Origin of the sequence: Nonomuraea maheshkhaliensis, assembly GCF_039529435.1 — a bacterium.
In the GTDB taxonomy this organism is placed as follows: domain Bacteria; phylum Actinomycetota; class Actinomycetes; order Streptosporangiales; family Streptosporangiaceae; genus Nonomuraea; species Nonomuraea maheshkhaliensis.
This window is the reverse complement of sequence record NZ_BAAAMU010000010.1, coordinates 42,284-58,758: the sequence shown is the minus strand read 5'-3', so window position 1 is coordinate 58,758 and position 16,475 is coordinate 42,284. Positions and strand designations below refer to the sequence as shown.

21 protein-coding genes are annotated in these 16,475 nt (G+C 71.0%); 14 read left to right on the top strand and 7 right to left on the bottom strand.

Annotated elements, in window-relative coordinates; translation table 11 throughout:
* Window positions 1–20: 20 nt before the first annotated feature.
* The 3 genes from ABFX54_RS09260 to mshA all read right to left on the bottom strand — a co-directional run bounded on the left by ABFX54_RS09260 (window position 21) and on the right by mshA (window position 2,619).
* Window positions 21–764 (bottom strand): phosphoglyceromutase, encoded by a 744-nt coding sequence (locus tag ABFX54_RS09260; protein ID WP_346103186.1) that lies wholly within the window; start codon window positions 762–764, stop codon window positions 21–23.
* 61 nt (window positions 765–825) lie between these two features.
* Window positions 826–1,305 (bottom strand): type III secretion system chaperone family protein, encoded by a 480-nt coding sequence (locus ABFX54_RS09255; protein WP_346103184.1) that lies wholly within the window; start codon window positions 1,303–1,305, stop codon window positions 826–828.
* Window positions 1,306–1,344: 39 nt separating this feature from the next.
* Window positions 1,345–2,619 carry a D-inositol-3-phosphate glycosyltransferase gene (gene mshA / locus ABFX54_RS09250; RefSeq protein ID WP_346103182.1) on the bottom strand — a complete coding sequence of 425 codons (1,275 nt, stop codon included), beginning with the start codon at window positions 2,617–2,619 and terminating at the stop codon, window positions 1,345–1,347.
* 117 nt (window positions 2,620–2,736) lie between these two features.
* Between mshA and ABFX54_RS09245 the strand changes: the two genes are divergently transcribed.
* The 3 genes from ABFX54_RS09245 (at window position 2,737) to ABFX54_RS09235 (ending at window position 7,142) form a co-directional block, all read left to right on the top strand.
* Window positions 2,737–3,480 carry an SDR family NAD(P)-dependent oxidoreductase gene (locus ABFX54_RS09245; protein ID WP_346103180.1) on the top strand — a complete coding sequence of 248 codons (744 nt, stop codon included), beginning with the start codon at window positions 2,737–2,739 and terminating at the stop codon, window positions 3,478–3,480.
* Window positions 3,473–4,267, top strand: coding sequence for a class I SAM-dependent methyltransferase (locus ABFX54_RS09240; protein ID WP_346103178.1), 795 nt, complete (start codon window positions 3,473–3,475; stop codon window positions 4,265–4,267). Before ABFX54_RS09245 ends, ABFX54_RS09240 begins: the two co-directional genes overlap by 8 nt.
* Window positions 4,268–4,397: 130 nt before the next feature.
* Window positions 4,398–7,142, top strand: coding sequence for an AbfB domain-containing protein (locus ABFX54_RS09235; RefSeq protein ID WP_346103177.1), 2,745 nt, complete (start codon window positions 4,398–4,400; stop codon window positions 7,140–7,142).
* Between the two features lie 18 nt (window positions 7,143–7,160).
* Here ABFX54_RS09235 and ABFX54_RS09230 read toward each other — a convergent pair whose 3' ends face one another.
* Window positions 7,161–7,664 (bottom strand): O-acetyl-ADP-ribose deacetylase, encoded by a 504-nt coding sequence (locus tag ABFX54_RS09230; protein WP_346103175.1) that lies wholly within the window; start codon window positions 7,662–7,664, stop codon window positions 7,161–7,163.
* A 99-nt stretch (window positions 7,665–7,763) separates the two neighbouring features.
* On the opposite strand from ABFX54_RS09230, the gene ABFX54_RS09225 reads away from it, so the two are divergent.
* The 5 genes from ABFX54_RS09225 (at window position 7,764) to ABFX54_RS09205 (ending at window position 10,495) form a co-directional block, all read left to right on the top strand.
* The gene (locus ABFX54_RS09225) at window positions 7,764–8,120 is read left to right on the top strand and encodes a BlaI/MecI/CopY family transcriptional regulator (protein ID WP_106244125.1); all 357 of its coding nucleotides are present in this window, start codon (window positions 7,764–7,766) and stop codon (window positions 8,118–8,120) included.
* The gene (locus ABFX54_RS09220) at window positions 8,117–9,022 is read left to right on the top strand and encodes a M56 family metallopeptidase (protein WP_346103173.1); all 906 of its coding nucleotides are present in this window, start codon (window positions 8,117–8,119) and stop codon (window positions 9,020–9,022) included. The genes ABFX54_RS09225 and ABFX54_RS09220 overlap by 4 nt, the downstream gene beginning before the upstream one ends.
* A 60-nt stretch (window positions 9,023–9,082) precedes the next feature.
* On the top strand, window positions 9,083–9,574 hold the full coding sequence (locus ABFX54_RS09215; RefSeq protein WP_346103172.1) for a helix-turn-helix domain-containing protein: 492 nt from the start codon (window positions 9,083–9,085) through the stop codon (window positions 9,572–9,574).
* A 3-nt stretch (window positions 9,575–9,577) separates the two neighbouring features.
* Complete coding sequence (locus ABFX54_RS09210) at window positions 9,578–10,006, top strand: hypothetical protein (protein ID WP_346103170.1); 429 nt, start codon at window positions 9,578–9,580, stop codon at window positions 10,004–10,006.
* Window positions 10,007–10,126: 120 nt separating this feature from the next.
* On the top strand, window positions 10,127–10,495 hold the full coding sequence (locus ABFX54_RS09205) for a DUF2516 family protein (protein ID WP_346103169.1): 369 nt from the start codon (window positions 10,127–10,129) through the stop codon (window positions 10,493–10,495).
* A 15-nt stretch (window positions 10,496–10,510) separates the two neighbouring features.
* On the opposite strand, the gene ABFX54_RS09200 is transcribed toward ABFX54_RS09205, so the two are convergent.
* A complete protein-coding gene (locus ABFX54_RS09200) occupies window positions 10,511–11,149 on the bottom strand; it encodes an SGNH/GDSL hydrolase family protein (protein WP_346103167.1) in 639 nt (212 codons plus the stop codon).
* Between the two features lie 29 nt (window positions 11,150–11,178).
* On the opposite strand from ABFX54_RS09200, the gene ABFX54_RS09195 reads away from it, so the two are divergent.
* Window positions 11,179–11,913: an alanyl-tRNA editing protein gene (locus tag ABFX54_RS09195; protein WP_346103165.1), complete on the top strand. Its 735-nt coding sequence runs from the start codon at window positions 11,179–11,181 to the stop codon at window positions 11,911–11,913.
* Window positions 11,914–11,968: 55 nt separating this feature from the next.
* Here the strand turns inward: ABFX54_RS09195 and ABFX54_RS09190 are convergent, their stop codons facing one another.
* On the bottom strand, window positions 11,969–12,331 hold the full coding sequence (locus ABFX54_RS09190; RefSeq protein ID WP_106244108.1) for a DsrE family protein: 363 nt from the start codon (window positions 12,329–12,331) through the stop codon (window positions 11,969–11,971).
* Between the two features lie 42 nt (window positions 12,332–12,373).
* On the opposite strand from ABFX54_RS09190, the gene ABFX54_RS09185 reads away from it, so the two are divergent.
* From ABFX54_RS09185 to ygfZ, 4 genes are all read left to right on the top strand, one after another.
* Window positions 12,374–12,862: a heme-binding beta-barrel domain-containing protein gene (locus ABFX54_RS09185; protein ID WP_346103163.1), complete on the top strand. Its 489-nt coding sequence runs from the start codon at window positions 12,374–12,376 to the stop codon at window positions 12,860–12,862.
* A gap of 6 nt (window positions 12,863–12,868) precedes the next feature.
* Complete coding sequence (locus ABFX54_RS09180) at window positions 12,869–13,165, top strand: DUF2470 domain-containing protein (protein ID WP_346103162.1); 297 nt, start codon at window positions 12,869–12,871, stop codon at window positions 13,163–13,165.
* A gap of 380 nt (window positions 13,166–13,545) precedes the next feature.
* A complete protein-coding gene (locus ABFX54_RS09175) occupies window positions 13,546–13,959 on the top strand; it encodes a Fur family transcriptional regulator (RefSeq protein ID WP_346103160.1) in 414 nt (137 codons plus the stop codon).
* A gap of 87 nt (window positions 13,960–14,046) precedes the next feature.
* A complete protein-coding gene (ygfZ, locus tag ABFX54_RS09170; RefSeq protein ID WP_346103158.1) occupies window positions 14,047–14,985 on the top strand; it encodes a CAF17-like 4Fe-4S cluster assembly/insertion protein YgfZ in 939 nt (312 codons plus the stop codon).
* 80 nt (window positions 14,986–15,065) lie between these two features.
* Here ygfZ and dtd read toward each other — a convergent pair whose 3' ends face one another.
* The gene (gene dtd, locus ABFX54_RS09165; protein WP_346103156.1) at window positions 15,066–15,491 is read right to left on the bottom strand and encodes a D-aminoacyl-tRNA deacylase; all 426 of its coding nucleotides are present in this window, start codon (window positions 15,489–15,491) and stop codon (window positions 15,066–15,068) included.
* A gap of 77 nt (window positions 15,492–15,568) precedes the next feature.
* Here dtd and ABFX54_RS09160 point away from each other — a divergent pair, with 77 nt between their 5' ends.
* Window positions 15,569–16,471, top strand: coding sequence for an asparaginase (locus ABFX54_RS09160; protein WP_346103154.1), 903 nt, complete (start codon window positions 15,569–15,571; stop codon window positions 16,469–16,471).
* Window positions 16,472–16,475 lie beyond the last annotated feature (4 nt).

Genomic DNA, 16,475 nt, shown 5'->3' with positions numbered 1-16,475 from the left:
CCCCCGTGGCGACCTGAGGGTCAGCGGCCCTGGTTGGCGACGGCTTCGATGGCGGCCTTGGCGGCCTCGGGGTCGAGGTATTCGCCACCCCGCCGCACCGGCCGGTAGTCGGCGTCGAGCTCGTAGACCAGCGGGATGCCCGTCGGGATGTTGAGCCCGGCGATGGTCTCGTCGTCGATGCCGTCGAGGTGCTTGACCAGCGCCCGCAGGGAGTTGCCGTGAGCGGTCACCAGGACGGTGCGGCCGGCCGCCAGGTCGGGGACGATCTCGTCGTACCAGTACGGCAGCATCCGCTCGACCACGTCCTTCAGGCACTCCGTGCGGGGCATCAGCTCGGAGGGCAGCAGGGCGTAGCGGGCGTCTCCCACCTGGGAGTATTCGTCGTCGTCGGCGATGGGGGGCGGGGGCGTGTCGTACGAGCGGCGCCAGAGCATGAACTGCTCGTCGCCGAACTCCTCGCGGGTCTGGGCTTTGTTCTTGCCCTGGAGGGCGCCGTAGTGGCGTTCGTTGAGCCGCCAGCTGCGCTTGACCGGGAGCCAGAGCAGGTCGGCCTGCGCCAGCGCCAGCTGGGCCGTCTGGATGGCCCGGGTCAGCAGGCTGGTGTGCAGGACGTCGGGACGCACCCCGGCGTCCTGGAGGAGCTTGCCGCCGCGCCGCGCCTCGTCCTCGCCCTTGGCCGACAGGCTCACGTCCACCCAGCCGGTGAACAGGCCCTTCGCGTTCCAGTCACTCTCGCCGTGCCTAAGCAGCACCAAAGTCGCCATGCGGCCAATCCTATGGTTCCCAGGAGGAGTCACCGGTCCGGGTCGGCGAAGCGGGGGCAGGCTACCGGTCCGGGTCGGCGAAGCGGGCGAAGGCCTGGAGGTTGGCCAGCGACTCTCCCCGCTTGGCCCGCCACTCCCACTCCCGTCTGATCGACGAGGCGAACCCGAGCTCCAGCGCCCGGTCGAACCACTCGTCGGAGTACGTCAGCACGCACCCCAGCAGCCGGTCGATCTCCTCCTCCGTGACGGCGGTCAGCGGCAGGCGGCCGACCAGGTAGACGTCACCGACGGGGTCGAGGGAGAAGTGCACTCCGTACATCGAGCCGTTCTTGCCCAGCAGCCAGCGGTAGAACTCGGTGTGGTTCTCGTCGGGCTGCCGGCAGAAGAACGCCTCGACGTGCAGCATCCGCTCCCCCACGATCAGCCAGGTCATGGTGGCGAGCTTGTGCTGCCCGGGCAGCTTGGCGAGGAACGCCCCCGGCCGCGGCTCGTCATAGGAGACGTCCGCGGCCTTGAGCGCGGCTTCGACGACTTCGCGCATGCCGCCCAGGCTAGAACAAAGTACGGTCAGAAGGCGCGGTCAGACGGCGGCCACGGAGATCGGGTGCAGGTTCGCGACGGCGGCGGCGTAGACCTCCCTGAGGTGGGCGGCCGTGGCCTGCCAGCCGAACGCGGTGGCGTGCGTCCGCGCCCCCGCCGAGAGCTGGTCGCGCCAGCGCGGCTCGGTGAGGAAGCGGCGCAGCGCCCGCGCCCACTGGGAGGGGTCGTGACCGTCCAGGAGCAGGCCGGAGACCCCGTCCTGTACGGCGGTGCGCAACCCTCCGACGGCCGCCGCGGCCACCGGCGTGCCGCACGCCTGCGACTCCAGCGCCACGAGCCCGAACGACTCGCTGTAGGAGGGCACGACCGTGACGGAGGCGGCGCGGTACCAGTCGGCCAGTTCCTCCTGGGGAGCGGGGGGCACGAGGCGGACGACGTCGGAGATGCCCAGCTCGGTGGCCAGTTCCGCGAGGAACGAGGGCCGGGCCAGGCCGTTGCCCGACGGGCCTCCGACGCAGGCCACCACCAGGCGCCCGCGCAGGGAGGGGTCGTCGATGAGCATCCTGGAGGCGGCTCGCAGCAGCACGTCCGGCGCCTTGAGCGGCTGGATGCGGCCGACGAACAGCAGCACGTGGGCGTCCTGCGGCAGGCCGAGCCGGTGCCGGGCGGCGCCCTGTGAAGCGGGCTGGAAGAGGGTGAGGTTGACGCCGGGATTCACGACCACGACGCGGCCGGGGGCGGCGCCGTACAGGCCGATCAGCTCGGACGCCTCCTCCGAGGTGTTGGCCACGAGGCGGTCGGCGATGCTCACGACCTGTTCCTCGCCGACCACGCGCGCCTGGGGCTCGGGGCGGTCGCCCTGGGCGAGCAGCCGGTTCTTGACCTTGGCCATGGTGTGCATGGTGTGCACGAGCGGAACGCCCCAGCGCTCCTTGGCCAGCCAGCCGACCTGGCCGGACAGCCAGTAGTGGGAGTGGATGACGTCGTAGCGGCCCGGGTCGTAGACGGCCTCGGTGCGCAGCACCTCCGACAGGAACGCGCAGAGCTGGCCGGGCAGGTCGGCGCGGTCCATCTCCTCGTAAGGACCGGCCGTCAGGTGACGGACGAGGACGCCGGGGACGAGTTCGGCCACGGGCGGGAGGTCACGGGAGGTGGCCCGGGTGAAGATCTCCACCTCCACGCCGAGTTCGGCCAGCCGTTTGGCGGACTCGACGATGTACACGTTCATGCCACCGGCGTCGCCCGTCCCGGGCTGGTCCAGCGGTGATGTGTGCATGCTGATGGTCGCGACCCGGCTCACCCGTCGTCGCCTCACTCGACATCACCTCCAAGCGATGTACAACAAATCCGAATTTTTCGACATTCCCGACAGACAGTCACAACCGGGGGTGCACAACCGCCGTCCGCGACCCCGCCTGGCAGGATGTGACACATGCGGAAGACGGCTGTGGTGACCGGTGCGAGCAGCGGGATCGGAGAGGCGACCGCGCGGCGGCTGGCCGCCGAAGGGTATGACGTGGTGGCGGGGGCGCGCCGTCGCGAAAGGCTGGAGAAACTGGCCGCGGAGACACCCTCGATCAGGCCGGTGACGCTCGACGTGACCTCGCAGGAGTCGGTGGACGCGCTGGCCGCCTCGCTGGAGCGTTGCGACGTGCTGGTCAACAACGCCGGCGGCGCCCACGGCCTCGAACCGGTGGCCGATGGCCGGCTGGACGACTGGCAGCGCATGTACGACGTCAACGTGCTCGGCTCCCTGCGCGTGACCCAGGCGCTGCTGCCCCGGCTGGTGGAGTCGGGTGACGGGGTGCTGGTCATGCTCACCTCCACGGCGGCGTTCGACGCGTACGAGGGCGGCGGCGGTTACGTCGCGGCCAAGCACGCCCAGCGCACGATGGCCGAGACCCTCCGCCTCGAACTCGTCGGCAAGCCCGTGCGGATCGTCGAGATCGCCCCGGGCATGGTGCAGACGGAGGGCTTCGCGGTCACCCGGTTCAGGGGCGACGAGGCGGCCGCCGCCCGTGTGTACGCCGGCGTGCCCGACCCGCTGACCGCGGGCGACGTGGCCGACGCCATCGCCTGGGCGGTGACCAGGCCCGCCCACGTGAACATCGACCGCATGGTCATCCGCCCGCGGGCGCAGGCCGCCCAGCACAAGGTGCACCGGGTCGGTGGCTAAGCCCGTCGGGGCGATCACCCGGGGGACGACCGGGCACAACCGGCTGCGGCGCGGCGACCGCTGGATCGCCGCCGTGCACGGCCCGCTGCTGCGCTCGGCCGGACGGCCGCTCGTGGTCGATCTCGGGTACGGCGCGTCGCACACGACCACGCTGGAGCTGTTCACCCGGTTGCGCCGGGTGGCGCCGGGTGTGGAGGTCGTGGGGATCGAGATCGATCCGGCCCGGGTGGCGGTGGCGAAGCCGTACGAGCGGGAGGGGCTGAGCTTCCGGCTGGGCGGCTTCGAGCTGCCGGTCCCGCGCCCGCCCACGCTGGTGCGCGCCTTCAACGTGCTGCGGCAGTACGGCGAGGAGGACGCCTGGCGGTACTGGGACGTGCTGACCGGGCGGCTGGCCCCCGGCGGCGTCCTGGTCGAGGGCACCTCCTCGGAGAACGGGCGGCGGGCGGTCTGGGCGGGGCTGACGGCCGGCGGGCCGCGGACGATCACGTTCTCCGCCAGGCTGGACGCCTTCGAGCGGCCGTCCGATCTGGCCGACCGGCTGCCCAAGACGCTCATCCACCGGAACGTGCCGGGCGAGCGGATTCATGCGTTCCTGAGCGACTTCGATCGGGCCTGGGCGGTCAGCGCCCCCTACGGCGCGCACGGGCGGCGGCAGCGGTGGCTGGCCACGATCCAGGCCCTGTCGGGCTCCTGGCCGGTGCCGATGCGGCCGCCGCTGGGCGGCGTGGCGCGGTGGCGGCTGGGCGAGCTGACGCTCCCGTGGTCAGCGGTCGATCCACGCGCCTGAAAAATCCCGCGCAAATGGTCTATTTCGCACAGGTGATCTCCGGTATATGGTCACGGTGCGATCTAACTCGTTCAAGTTCGGTCGCAACCTGTCGGGGGGAGTCAGCACCGGTCCTCGTCAAGGAGCCGAGATGAGCAGATTCTCAGGCTGGGCCCGCCGCCTCACCGCGGTGCTGGTCCTCTCAGGAGCAGTCGTCGCCTTACCCGTGCAGGAGGCGCTGGCGGCGCCCCCGCTGACCACCCCATGGACCGCCGAGGTGAGCCCCGACAACGCGTTGCCGGAGTATCCGCGGCCCCAGCTCGTCCGCCCCGAGTGGCAGAACCTCAACGGCCTGTGGCAGTTCGCCGCGACCGGCTCCATCACCACCCCGCCGACCGGGCAGAACCTCGCCGAGCAGGTGCTGGTGCCGTACCCGATCGAGTCGGGGCTGTCGCGGGTCCAGCGGCACGAGGACCGCATGTGGTACCGCAGGGCCTTCACCGTGCCCGCCGCCTGGTCGGGCCGCCGCGTGCGGCTCAACTTCGGCGCGGTGAGCTGGGAGACCCGGGTGTGGGTGAACGGCACCTCGGTCGGCACCCACACCGGCGGCTACGACCCGTTCGGTTTCGACATCACCCCGGCCCTGCGCGCCGGCTCGAACGAGCTCATCGTCGGCGTGTACGCCCCGGTGGACGGCGCGGGCGCCCCGATCGGCAAGCAGCGCCGCTCACCCGGCGGCATCTTCTACACCGCGCACTCCGGCATCTGGCAGACCGTGTGGATGGAGCCGGTCAACGCCGCGAGCATCACCCGCCTCGACACCGTGCCCGACGTGGCCGCCGGGCAGCTCGACCTGGTGGTGCAGGCGGCCGGGGCCTCGGGCCAGCAGGTGCGGGCCGAGGTCATGACCGGCGGCGCCGTGGTCGGCACCGCGACCGGCGCGATCGGGGCGCACCTGCGGGTGCCGGTGCCGAACGCCCGGCTGTGGACGCCCGACGACCCCTTCCTGTACGACCTCAGGGTCACGCTGACCGGCACCGGCGGCGGCGACGTCGTGTCCGGATATTTCGGGATGAGGTCGGTGGGGAAGGCCGTCGTCGGCGGCGTGCTGCGTCCCACGCTCAACGGCAGGTTCCTCTACCAGCTCGGCACCCTCGACCAGGGCTACTGGCCCGACGGCATCTCCACCGCCCCCACCGACGCGGCCCTGCGCTTCGACCTGGAACAGCAGAAGGCGCTCGGCTTCAACACCGTCCGCAAGCACGTCAAGGTCGAGCCCGCCCGCTGGTACTACTGGGCCGACCGGCTCGGCCTGCTGGTCTGGCAGGACATGCCCTCGATGCGCACCGGCGTCACCCCCTCTGCCGCCGACCGCGCCAACTTCGAGAGCGAACTGCGCCGCATGATCGACCACCTGCGCGGGATCACCTCGATCGTGCAGTGGGTGCCCTTCAACGAGGGCTGGGGCGAGTACGACCCCGCCCGCATCGCCGACCTGGTCAAGAGCTGGGACCCCACCCGCCTGGTGAACAACAACTCCGGCTCCAACTGCTGCGGCTTCGACGGCGGCAACGGCGACGTGGTGGACGACCACATCTACGTGGGTCCGGGGACGCCGCAGCGGCCCGGCGCGAGCCGGGTGGCCGTGCTCGGCGAGTTCGGCGGCCTCGGCCTGCTCAGCCCCGGCAACCAGTGGCCGGGCACCGGTTTCGCGTACGAGATGACCGCGAACCAGTCGGCGCTGACCGACCGCTACGTCTCGATCAACGAGCAGCTCAAGCCGCTGATCACGGACAACGGGCTGTCGGCTTCGATCTACACCCAGCCCACGGACGTCGAGAACGAGGTCAACGGCCTGTGGACGTACGACCGCCGGGTGCTGAAGACGAACGCGGACCGCGTCCGCGCCGTCAACCGCTCGGTCATCCAGTCCGCCACCGGCCTGGTGACCGGCGGGCTCACCTCGCTGCGCGTCACCACCTCCGGCCACACCGACCGCTTCCTGCGCCACCAGAACGACCTGGCCCGCACGGACGTGGTCAACGCGGCGAGCGCGGACGGGCTCAAGCTGGACGCCACGTTCCGGGTGCGGGCGGGGCTGGGCGACAGCGCGTGCGTGTCGTTCGAGTCGCGCAACCTGCCCGGTCGTTTCCTGCGGCACTCCGGCTACCGGGTCCGTGCCGACGCCCGCGACGGGACGGCGCTGTTCGACCAGGACGCCACGTTCTGCGTGCGACCCGCGCAGGCGGGGACCGGCGTGTCGCTGGAGTCGCGCAACCTGCCGGGGCACTTCCTGCGCCACTTCTCCGAGGCCGTCTACGTGGCGCGCAGCGGCGGCCCGAACGCGTGGGACAGCCCTGCGTCGTTCGCCGCCGACGTCACCTGGCTGCCCGCGACGCCCTGGTGGCGCAGCGGGGCCGACCTGACGGTCGGGGCGGCGCAGTCGCTGCGGGTGACGACACCCGAGTTCACCGACCGGTACCTGCGCCACCAGAGCTCGCTGGCGCGCACCGACGTGGTCAACGCGGGCAGCGCGCAGGTGCTCAAGGAGGACGCCACGTTCTACGTGCGCCGAGGGCTGGCCGACGGGAGCTGCTACTCGTTCGAGTCGCGCAACTTCGCCGGGCACTACCTGCGGCACGCCGACTTCCGGGTGCGCAAGGACGCCCGTGACGGGACGGCGCTGTTCGACCAGGACGCCACCTTCTGCGCCCAGCCGCCCAGGGCCGGGGGCACGGGGGTGACGCTGGCGTCGTACAACATCGCCGGGCACGCCGTGCGACACAACGCCGAGGCCGTGCACATCGCGGTGCCGGGCGGCTCGCACGCCTTCGACAACCCGGTGAGCTACGACCAGGACGTCACCTGGGCGGTCGCACCTCCATGGGCGCCCTGATGTGAGCTCGGGGCGCGCTCAGAAGCGCGCCCCGAACGCGGCGTACGCGGCACTGTCGAGCAGCACGAACCTGACCTCCTCCACCGACGTCTCCGCCCGCCGAACCGTCTCCACGGCGATGCCGGCGGCGTCGTCCATCGGCCATGCGAAAATGCCGGTCGAGATCGCGGGAAAGGCCACCGAGGCGGCCTCCAGGGAGTCGGCCACCCGCAGCGACTCCCGGTAGCAGGAGGCGAGCAGCTCCGAGCGGTCCTCCGATGCGGAGTGGACGGGCCCGACCGTGTGGATCACCCAGCGGGCGCGCAGCCGGCCGGCCGTGGTCGCCACGGCCTGGCCGGTCGGCAGGCCGCGGCCGTAGTGGCTCGCGCGCAGCCTCCTGCACTCGGCCAGGATCTCCGGCCCGCCCCGGCGGTGGATGGCGCCGTCCACGCCTCCGCCGCCCAGGAGGGAGGAGTTGGCGGCGTTGACCACCGCGTCCACGGCCTGCTCGGTGATGTCGCCTTGGACCAGCGTGAGCTTCATGGTCCTGAGACTGTCACGAACCACTTTCACAACGCGTTCTTCACGAAGCCGCGCCACCCGGATGCCAGCTCGACACGTTGTAGAGCTACCCTGAATGGTGTGAAGGGTCTTGGCGAGCTTGAACGCAGCATCATGGACATCCTCTGGGCGGAGAGCGGCGCGCTGACCGCCCGCGAGGTCGGCAAACTGATCGCCGACCGCGACCTGGCCCCCACCACGGTCATGACCGTTCTCGACCGGCTCACCCGCAAGGGCTTCCTCGAACGCACCCGCGACGGGCGCGCGTGGAGATATCAGCCGGCCGAAAGCCGCGACGCGTACATCGCCGAGCTTATGCTTGAAGCCCTGGACCTGACGGGCGACCGCTCGGCCGCCCTGACCCGCTTCGCCCAGGCAGTGTCGGACCCAGAGGCGGAGATCCTGCGCAGAGCCCTTACGGAGCTGGAGGACGAGTGATCACGGCAGCGGTGCTGGCAGCGCTCGCCACGGCGTGCGCGGTCGGCTCCTGGCGTTTCACCACGGCCCGGTGGACCTCGCGCGCCCCGCGCCTGGCCATCATCCTCTGGCAGTCACTCGGCGTCTCGTGGGGCCTGGCCACCACCGGGGCCATGCTCGCCTACGCCGTCCAGCCCTACGACGTCGGCGCCCTGCCGGGGCTCATCGCGTTCGCGCACGGGCAGGCGCCCGCGCGGGCGTGGGACCCGCTGCACGTGCTGGCGCTGATCGCGGGGCTCACCGCGCTCGCGGTGCTGATCGTGGTGCTGCTCACCGCGGGCGTGCAGGCGCTGCGGGCCCGCCGCAGGCACCGCATGCTGCTCACGCTGATCTCCCACGACGACCCGGGCGTGCCGGGCGTGCGGGTGCTGGCCCATCCCAGCGCCGCCGCCTACTGCGTGCCGGGGCTGCGCTCGCAGGTCGTGGTCAGCGAGGGCGCGCTCAAGCTGCTGTCGGAGGACGAGCTGGCGGCCGTCCTCGCGCACGAGGCGGCGCACGTACGCGAGCGCCACGACCTGGTGCTGCTGCCCTTCGCCGCGCTGCGCCGGGCGATGCCGTGGTCGAAGGTGGTGGCCGAGGCCCAGGCGCAGGTGGAGCTGCTCATCGAGATGGCCGCCGACGACCGGGCCCGCCGCTACTGCTCGCCGCGCCGGCTGGCGACGGCGCTGCTCAGGTTCGGCACGGCGGGCGCCATGCCGACCCCGCACGGCATGCTGGGCGTCCAGGCGCAAAATGTCATGGCCAGGGTGAATCGCCTGGTCAAGCCCGATCCCGAGCTGTCCACGTCGGTGCGCTACGGCTTCATCGCGCTGTCTGTGAGTTTGGTCACCAGCACCCCGCTCCTGTGGATTTTCCAGCTGTAATGCTTGCTGGAGTTTATCACCGCGTTTGCATTTGCAAGCAGCGCGAGGCAGACTACAGGCATGGCACTACCCAAGGTCGGCTCGATCGGTGAATACATCCGTGATCAGCGGCAGCAGGCGAAGATCTCGCTGCGCCAGCTGGCCGCGGCTGCCGGGGTCTCCAACCCCTACCTGAGCCAGATCGAGCGGGGGCTGCGCAAACCGAGCGCGGAGATTCTCAACCAGATCGCCAAAGGACTGCGCATCTCCTCACAGGCGCTCTACGTGCAGGCGGGCCTCATCGAGGACCGCGAGCCGCCGAGCGATGTGATCACCGCGATCCGGGCCGACGCGAATCTCAGCGAACGGCAACGCCAGGTGCTGATCGACATCTACGAGTCGTTCCTCAAGGAGAGACGCGCCGAAGACGAGCAGACCTCCCAGAATGCCCGTCCCCGGCACGACTCCGATACGGACGACGAGCCGCTGCCCGAGGAGTTTCTCGCCGCACTTGAGCCCTACGCGGCGACCTCACGCAACGGCAACGTCACCCAGGAAACCAAGGAAGGTTAACCCATGACGCTCGCCACCGAGGTCAAGAAGCTCACCGAGTCCAAGCCGTTCTACGCGGTCGCCGGCGCCGGCGACTATGCGGTCGAGAAGCTGCGCGAGCTGCCCGAGCAGCTGCTGAAGCTGCAGTCGCGCCGCACGGAGCTGGCCAAGGACCTGCCGGTCAAGGCCCGCGAGTACGCCGACAAGGCCGAGGGCATCGCCAGGGAGCTCCCGGAGAAGGCGCGTGAATACGCCGATCAGCTCTCCCACCGGGCCACCGAGGTCTACGAGGACTTCGCCACGCGCGGCCGCAAGGTCGTCAGCAAGACCACGGGCGAGGCCGCGCTGGAGCTGGAAGAGGTGTCGGTGGCCGCCGAGCCGCCCGTCGCCGAGCCGATCGAGCCGGCCAAGAAGACCCGCACCACCAAGACCACGAAGACCACCAGGGCCTGACCAGGCTCGCTGGGCCCGTCTCCCGATCCGGAGGCGGGCCTTTCCGTTCAGGGGTGCCCGCATGACGGGGACGCCTATTAGGCTGAATCCGATTCATCGGCGTTGGGCGGAGACGAACACATGACTATGATCTACGGGGTCTTCAACCTCCTCTTCCTGGTGCTCGCCGTGGCCATCCTGGGCATGTCGGTCTACGCGTTCATGCACGCGGTACGAGTGCCGACCAACGCCTTCGTCTCGGCGGGCAAGCTGAAGAAGAACCTGTGGCTGCTGATCCTGGGTCTGGCCACGCTGTTCTCGGCCGCTGGGGCGCTGTCCTACTTCGACGCCTTCATGCAGGTCGGCGGGGCCGCGTTCCTCGGCATCGGCCTCGGCATCTTCTCGATCGCGGCGGTCATCGCGGCCACGATCTACATCGTCGACGTCAAGCCCGCCGTCAAGGGCATGGGCGGGCGCGGCGGCAACAACGGCCCGTACGGGCCGTGGTAACCGGGCTCACCCGGTTCAGGCCAGTTCGGCCGCCAGCCAGGCGGCCAGGCTCTCGTGCCCGGCGAGCGTGGGATGCACGCCGTCGGGCAGGATCGCCTCCGGCGGCCAGCGCCTGCCCAGCGGATCGAGGAATGGAACGTTCCACGCCCTGGCCGCCGCCGCCAGCGCGTCGCGCACCCCGTACGCCTTCCTGGGCGGGTCGCTCAGCCAGATCGGGCCGATCATGACGATCTCGGTCCGCGGCCACTTCGCCCGCACCTGCCCCAGCAGCCGCCCGGCGGCCTGGCGCACCTGCTCGGCGCCGCAGCGCCGGTCGTTGTGGCCACCGGAGACGACCAGCAGGTCGGGCGCCGGGCGCCAGGACAGCTCCTCCTCGAACGAGCGCTGGAACGTGCGCCCCACCCGGCCCGCGTTGCAGTAGCCGGTACCGCTCGCGCCCGCGATGATCGGCTGCCGGCCCATCAGCCGGGCGGTCGCGGACGCGTACGTGCGCCAGGTCGGCACAGGACCCGAGCCGACCGTGAAGCTGTCGCCCACGAACATCATCACCCGCGCCGCCGGAGGGCGGGGCTCGGCGGGCTGGACCGCCGCGCAGGACGGCGCCGCCAGCACCGCGATGACCGCCAGGGAGAGCCGGTTCGTCAGGCCACGCATGACCACCTCAGGGCACTAGGCTGCCGAATATGAGCACCGATCTCCACGGACGTACGCGACGATTGGAACTGTCCGACCAGAATCTGCGTGACTTCGAAGCCGTCGTCCTGGACGCGACGCCCGAAGGGATCGTGCTGAGCAGGTCGGCATTCTATCCGGGCGGGGGCGGCCAGCCGGCGGATCACGGAGTTCTGATCTGGCAGGGTGTCGAGACCCGGATCGTGGGGGCGCGCAAGGGCGACGACCTCTACCTGATCCCGGCGGAGGGCGACCCGATCCCGCCGGCCGGCACCGTGGTCGAGGGCGCGGTGGCCGACGCGCGGCGCTCGGCCCTCATGCGCACCCACTCGGGCCTGCACGTGCTGTGCGGGGTCGTCTTCAGGGACTACGGCTGCCTGGTCACCGGCGGCAACATGGACGAGCTGAGCGCTCGGATGGACTTCAACCTGCCCGAGGTGCCGCCGGGGTTCAAGGAGGCCGTGGAGGACGCCTGCAACGCCGAGATCGTGGCCGACCGCCGCATCGACGTGAAGGTGCTGCCCAGGCCCGAGGCGTTCGCGATCCCCGACATCATCCGCACGGCGACGAATCTGGTGCCGGAGAGCGTCCAGGACGTGCGCATCGTCGACATCGTGGGCCTCGACACCCAGGCCGACGGCGGCACCCACGTGGCCTCGACCAAGCAGATCGGGCACATCAAGGTCGCCAAGATCGAGAGCAAGGGCCGCGGCTTCCGCCGCCTGCGCATCCAGATCTCCGGCTGACCGCCGCCCACGTCCGGGCGCGCGCGATCGGTCGCCCGCGCGTCCGCGGCGCGGGTCAGTAGACGAGGGCCTGGGCGCCGTCGGCGACGGCTTCCTCCACGAACGCCGGCGCGCCCGCGATGCGGACCCCCTCGATGACGTCGTCCACGGTGATGTTCCTGCGCGCCGCGCACTGGGTGCACAGCGTCACCCGGCCGGCCGCGAGGACGGCGTCGAGCAGGTCGGGCAGCGGCGCGGCGTGCGGCAGGACGAACTCCTTGGCCCGCCCGGGCAGCGCGAACCACGACGACTCCCCCGTCAGCCACAACGACACGGGTACGCCGCTCGCCAGCGCCGCCGCCGCGACCGTGAACGCCTGGTTGCAGCGCTCGGGAGCGTCGGCGCCGGCGGTAACCTTGATCACCAGTGATCGTGCCATGCCCGCCACCCTAACGCGCCGCCCCCCACTACTCTTGGGACCATGGAAGAACCTGAGGTGCACCCGGCCTTGGAGCCGATCTCGTTCCTGCTGGGCCGGTGGGAGGGCGCCGGAGTGGGCGGCTACCCGACGATCGAGAGCTTCAACTTCGGGCAGGAGATCGAGTTCGGGCACAACGGCAAGCCGTTCCTGACCTACGTCAGCCGCACCTGGCTGCTCGACGAGGAGGGCAACCGGGTCAAGCCGCTGGCGACCGAGTCGGGCTACTGGCGGGCGCTGCCCGAGCGGCAGATCGAGGTCGTGCTCTCGCACCCGACCGGGATCGTCGAGGTCTACATCGGCGAGGTCGTCTTCCACAAGATCGAGCTGCGCACCGACGTGGTCGCGCGCACCGCCACGGCCAAGGAGTACAGCGCGGGTCACCGGCTCTACGGCCTGGTCAACGGCAACCTCATGTGGGCGTACGAGATGGCGGCGGTCGGCCACCCGCTCACGGACCACATGTCGGCCGAGCTGAAGAAGGTGGCCTGAGCGACCGTGAGCACCCCCTTCACCGCTGACGCCGTCGAGGCGATCAAGCGCCACATGAACGACGACCACGCCGGCGACTCACTGATCATCGTGCGCGGGATGGGCGGGCGGCCCGAGGCGACGAGCGCCGTGACGAGTGACGTGGACGCCGAGGCGATCACGTTCACGATCGACGGCGGTGAGGCCGTGCGGGTGCCCTGGGGCGAGACGCTCACCGAGCGGGCGCAGGTGCGCAAGGCCGTGGTGATGCTCTATCGGGACGCGTGCGGCCGGCTCGGGCTGCCTGCCCGCGGCGAGCACTGACGGCGTCTACTGAGGGGGCCTACTGAGAGGGCCTACTGAGAGGGCCTACTGACGGCGGGCATGAGAAGGGCCCCGGGCATCGCTCCGCCCGCGGTGCGGACGGGCCGGATGGACCATGGTCGGGACGGCGTCCCGCCCTCCGGCTGCCAGGGGCCCCGGTGGTTGCCTCGTATTCGCTTCTACCGTCACGAGACAACAGTCCGCGAGGTCAGCGGACAACCACCTCGCTGATCCGTCTATGACTAACCATTATTCGGACCACCTCCTTTCCGCGTACCAACGAAGCTATGCGGTATGCCGCGAAAGGGGCAAGTGAATATCTTCCGGGGGCATGCGGCCGGACTTCGCGGCCTCCGGATCTCTGCGCCTACACTCGGGACATGACCGAGACGCAGTGGCATGAGGAACTCCGCGCCAAGGGCTACCGGGTCACCCCACAGCGCCAGCTCGTCCTCGAAGCGGTCAAGGACCTGGAGCACGCCACGCCCGAGGAGATCTGCGCCAAGGTCCGCGAGACGGCCCGCGGGGTCAACATCTCGACCGTCTACCGCACGCTGGAGCTGCTCGAAGAGCTCGGCATGGTCACCCACACCCATCTCGGGCACGGCGCGCCGACCTATCACCTGGCGGCCGAGGCCGACCACGTCCACCTGGTCTGCCGGGGCTGCGGCGAGGTGTCCGAGGTGCGGCCGGAGCTGGCCGAGGGTCTGATCAACGGGCTGGACGCGGAGATGGGGTTCGCCGCCGACGTGCACCACCTGACCGTCTTCGGCCGCTGCCGCAACTGCCGCTGACCCGCCGCTCCGCGCACCGGCTCCTGTACGCGCTCAGCGGACGCCCCCTTTCCTGGCCGGCCTGCGACTGCGGATAGCCTGGAGGGCATGCGTAGCCCTCTGCTCGACCTCCCCGGTGCCGTCCAGGCAGACGCCCCGGACTCCGATGTGGCGGCGCACTACGGCGACCTGTTCGCCGAGCAGCGCGCGCTGGTCAAGGGAGAGGCGGTCGTCGACCGCAGCAACCGCGAGGTGATCCGGATCTCCGGCGCCGACCGGCTGAAATGGCTCAACGACCTGACCTCGCAGAAGCTCGACTCGCTGCGTCCCGGCGAATGGACCCAGACGCTCGACCTCGACCTCCAGGGCCGCGTCCAGCACCACATGACCCTCGTCGACGACGGCGAGAGCATCCTCGCCCACGTCGAGCCTGGCACGGGCAAGAGCCTGGCCGACTACCTCGACCGGATGCGGTTCATGCTGCGCGTCGAGGTCACCCTGGTCGACGACCTGGCCGTGCTGTCCACGGCCGGCGAGGACTTCCTGGTGCCGCGGGCCGAGCTGGCCGAGCACCTGGGCAAGCCGCTGGCCGGGCTGTGGGCGTACGAGGCGCTGCGGATCGAGGCGCACCGGCCGCGGCTCGGCTTCGAGACCGACCACAAGACGATCCCCCACGAGGTGGGCTGGATCGGTGCGGCGGTGCACCTCAGCAAGGGGTGCTACCGGGGCCAGGAGACGGTGGCGCGGGTGCACAATCTGGGGCATCCGCCGCGCCGCCTGGTCTTCCTGCACCTCGACGGCAGCGTGGACACCCTGCCGCCGCACGGCGCGCCGGTGATCTTCGAGAGCCAGGAGGTCGGGGTGGTCGGCTCGGCCGCTCGGCACCACGAGCTGGGGCCGATCGCGCTGGCCGTGATCAAGCGTACGGTGCCGGTGGACGCGCCGCTGCTGGCCGGTGGGGTGGCCGCGGCCCAGGAGGTCGTGGTGCCGCCGGACGCGGGCCGCAACGTCAGCATCGACCCGTCGCTGCGCCGCCGCATCCGCTGACGCAGCCGCTCCAGCGCCGCCTGTCCCAGCCCCGCCCGCCCCCTCCGCCGATCAGGGCGGGCGGTCGGTCGGTGGTGGTGTCACAGCTCCAGGATCAGGGTGATCGGGCCGTCGTTGACCAGTGAGACCTTCATGTCGGCCCCGAAGATCCCGGTCTCCACGTGCGCGCCCAGTGTCCGCAGCTCCTCGACCACGGCCTCGACCAGCGGCTCGGCGACGGGCCCAGGGGCGGCCGCCTGCCAGGTGGGCCGGCGGCCCTTGCGCGCGTCGCCGTACAGGGTGAACTGGCTGATCACCAGGAGCGGCGCCGAGACGTCGGAGCAGGACTTCTCGCCGTGCAGGATGCGCAGGCCCCACAGCTTGGCGGCGAGCTTGGCCGCCTCGGCGCGGGTGTCGCCGTGGGTGACGCCCACGAGGACGAGCAGGCCGGGCTCGGTGACCGCCCCGACCGTGCGCCCCTCGACCTCGACCGACGCGGAACTGACCCGTTGTACGACTGCTCGCATGGGATCCCATTCTGGACCCGTTCTGGACCAGGAAGAACAGTCCCTAAACTCGTGCCGAAAGGGGATATGACATGTCGATGATCGTAGAAGTCGTCCGATCCGGGTTCGTGGAGTCCACGCATCAGGTGCGCGTGCTGACGGCGGACGCCCAGGGGCGCCCGGTCGAGACGAGGGGCGCGGTGCACGTGCCGGTGTCCCCGCGGTCGTCGATGAAGCCGCTGCAGGCGCTCGGCATGCTCCGCGCCGGGCTCGACCTGGAGGGTGAGCTGCTGGCGCTGGCCTGCGCCTCCCATTCCGGCGAGCCCTTCCATGTGGACGGTGTCAGGAAGATCCTGGCGGGCGCGGGGCTGGAGGAGGAGGCGCTGCTCTGCCCTGAGGACTATCCGTTCGACCGGGCGTCGACCGAGCGCGGGCGCGTGCAGATGAACTGCTCGGGCAAGCACTCCGCCATGCTGGCCACCTGTGTGCTGAACGACTGGCCGCTGAGCACCTACCTGGAGCCGGCGCATCCGCTGCAGCGGGCTATCCGGGCGACCGTGGAGGAGTTCACCGGCGAGCGGGTCGCGGCCTCCGGGGTCGACGGGTGCGGCGCGCCGCTGTTCTTCGTCTCGATGCTCGGGGTGACCAGGGCGTTCAGGGCGTTCGCGCAGTCCTCGGAGGACTCGTACGAGCGCAAGATCCTCGACGCGATGCGCGCCCACCCCGAGTGGACCTCGGGCACCGACCGGGCGGAGGCCAAGCTGATGCGGGCCCTGCCCGGCCTGATGGTGAAGACGGGCGCCGAGGGGTTCGAGGCGTTCGTGTTCGAGGACGGGCGCGCGGGCACGGTCAAGGTGGAGGACGGCTCGGGACGTGCCCGCGTGCCCGCCACCGTGGCGGCGCTGCGCTCGCTCGGCCTGGACGCGCCCGAGCTGGCCGACCTGGCCGCTCCGCCGGTTCTGGGCGGCGGGCGGCCCGTCGGGGAGCTGAGGATCCGCTAGGGCC